Source organism: Variovorax sp. P4_D9, from assembly GCF_056401695.1.
The window spans coordinates 1-1,909 of sequence record NZ_JBFUIU010001257.1 but is presented as its reverse complement, the minus strand read 5'-3'; the positions used below and the strand labels follow the sequence as shown (position 1 = coordinate 1,909).

At 65.2% G+C, this 1,909-nt stretch carries 3 protein-coding genes; all 3 read right to left on the bottom strand.

Translation table 11 applies throughout. From position 1 onward, the window contains the following. A partial coding sequence (locus tag AC1DY5_RS53675; RefSeq protein ID WP_478122361.1) for an alpha/beta fold hydrolase occupies positions 1-368 on the bottom strand: 368 nt, incomplete at its 3' end. A gap of 93 nt (positions 369-461) precedes the next feature. Then, positions 462-1,199 (bottom strand): molybdopterin-dependent oxidoreductase, encoded by a 738-nt coding sequence (locus tag AC1DY5_RS53670; protein WP_478122360.1) that lies wholly within the window; start codon positions 1,197-1,199, stop codon positions 462-464. Beyond that, on the bottom strand, positions 1,196-1,747 hold the full coding sequence (locus AC1DY5_RS53665) for a cytochrome b/b6 domain-containing protein (RefSeq protein ID WP_478122362.1): 552 nt from the start codon (positions 1,745-1,747) through the stop codon (positions 1,196-1,198). Before AC1DY5_RS53665 ends, AC1DY5_RS53670 begins: the two co-directional genes overlap by 4 nt. Positions 1,748-1,909: the final 162 nt, after the last annotated feature.

Here is a 1,909-nt window from a genome sequence, read left to right as displayed (position 1 = left end):
GGTGCACGGGCAGCCACGTAGACCAACGCGGCGACCTTGGGGTCGATACCGACTTCGCTGATGATCGTGCCCGCGAACGAATGGCCTACGAGCACTGTCGGCCCGTCCTGCAGCGCGAGGATTCGTTGCGTTGCGGCGACGTCGTCAGCAAGCGAGGTCAGCGGGTTCTGCACCGTCATGGCACGAAGTCCGGCGGCCTGCAGGCGGCCGATCACATCGCTCCAGCACGACTCGTCGGCGTAGGCTCCGTGCACCAGCACGACATTGCGAATGCGCGGCGCCGCGGTTTGCGCGCGGGCGAAGGGTGAAACCAGGGATGCGGCCGCGCCCGCGGCGAGCGCGGTCGAGAAGTGGCGTCGATTGATCATGGGAAAGCTCCTGTGAACTGACGAGGTGGTCGGTCAGGCGGGTGGCGGTCATGACCACCGAGTTAGCGACGAGGGACGGAGAGTTGACGGATGTCATATTCCGCTGAACCAGTTGTATCCCTGGTCTTCCCAATAGCCTCCGGGATTCGTATTGGTAACGAAAATCGCAGCGACGTGCTTCGCGCTCTTGAAGCCGAGCTTGGTCGGCACACGCAGCCGCAGCGGGAAGCCGTAGGCCGTCGGCAGCGCTTCGTTGCCAAAGTCAAGTGCCAGCAGCGTCTGCGGGTGCAGCGCGCTGGCCATGTCGAGGCTCGAGTAATAGCGGTCGGCACACTTGAAGCCGACGTAACGCGCCGTCGTGTCGGCGCCGATGCTCTGCAAGAAGGTATTGAGCGGAACGCCGCGCCAGTCGCCGATCGCGCTCCAGCCTTCGATGCAGATATGGCGCGTGATCTGCCCTGCTTTCGGCAGCGTGCGCAGGCGCTCGACAGTCCACGCCGTCTTGTCGGCGACGAGTCCCGAAACTTCGAGCCGCCAGCTCGACACGTCGACCTCGGGCGCGTCGAACTCGGCATAGAACGCGTTGAACGGGAACGGCTTCGTGACCTGGCTCGCCGCATAGGTCGGCGCGAGGCGGCTGCCGTTGAAGAGCCAGGCCTGCACGCGATCGTTCCAGCGCGACAACGCCCACAGGACCTTGTCGACCTGGTCGTTATCCTGCAGGTTGCAGCCGGACAGCATCGAGAGCGCGCCGACTGACAGCGACGAACGCAGCAGCAGCCGTCGCTCCAGATTCACGAGCTGCTTCTTGTGATCGGAGAGCTTGATCATGATGCGGTACGGTGAGAGGCCGGCGCGCGGCCGGTGACCATCGGCAGTAGCGTGCGCGGCACGAGAAGGACGAGCAGCAGATGGATCGCGACGAAGCCGACGATGCCGGCCATCGCCGCGAAGTGCACCTTGCGCGCGAAGTCGAAGTCGCCGAAAAGGCCGACCAGCCATGCCAGCTGCACAGGCTTCCAGATCGACAGCCCCGACGCGACGGCGAGCACGCCGAGCAGCAGCACGACGACGTAGGCGAAGCGCTGCACCGCGTTGTAGCGGCCGCCTTCATGCCGTAGCCGGAACGTCAGCGCGCGCCCGGCGTCGCGCATCAGGTCGCTGGCGCGGATCGGGAGGAAGTCGCGGTGGAAGTGGCCGCTGGTGATGCCGTAGAGCGCATAAAGCAGGCCGTTCACGACGAGCAACCACATCGCCGCAAAGTGCCACGCAATGGCGCCACCGAGCCAACCGCCGAGCGTCGCCCAGGCGGGGAACTGGAACGGCAGGATCGGCGACGCGTTGTAGATCGCCCAGCCGCTGGTCAGCATGCAGGCCATCGCGAACGCATTGATCCAGTGGGCGGCACGCACTGCCAGCGGGTGAATCATCGCGCTCTTCACGTCACATCGGCGGCGTGACGCCGTCCTTACCCGCGGAGATGAAGCTTGCAGACAGGCTTGCATCGGCTTCCTTCTTCGCGAACAACACAACCTTGGTGC

Excerpts from the sequence above, each read along its gene's own strand:
- AC1DY5_RS53670 (WP_478122360.1), bottom strand. The coding sequence starts at position 1,199 with ATGATCAAGCTCTCCGATCACAAGAAGCAGCTCGTGAATCTGGAGCGA.
- AC1DY5_RS53665 (WP_478122362.1), bottom strand. The coding sequence starts at position 1,747 with ATGGCCTGCATGCTGACCAGCGGCTGGGCGATCTACAACGCGTCGCCG.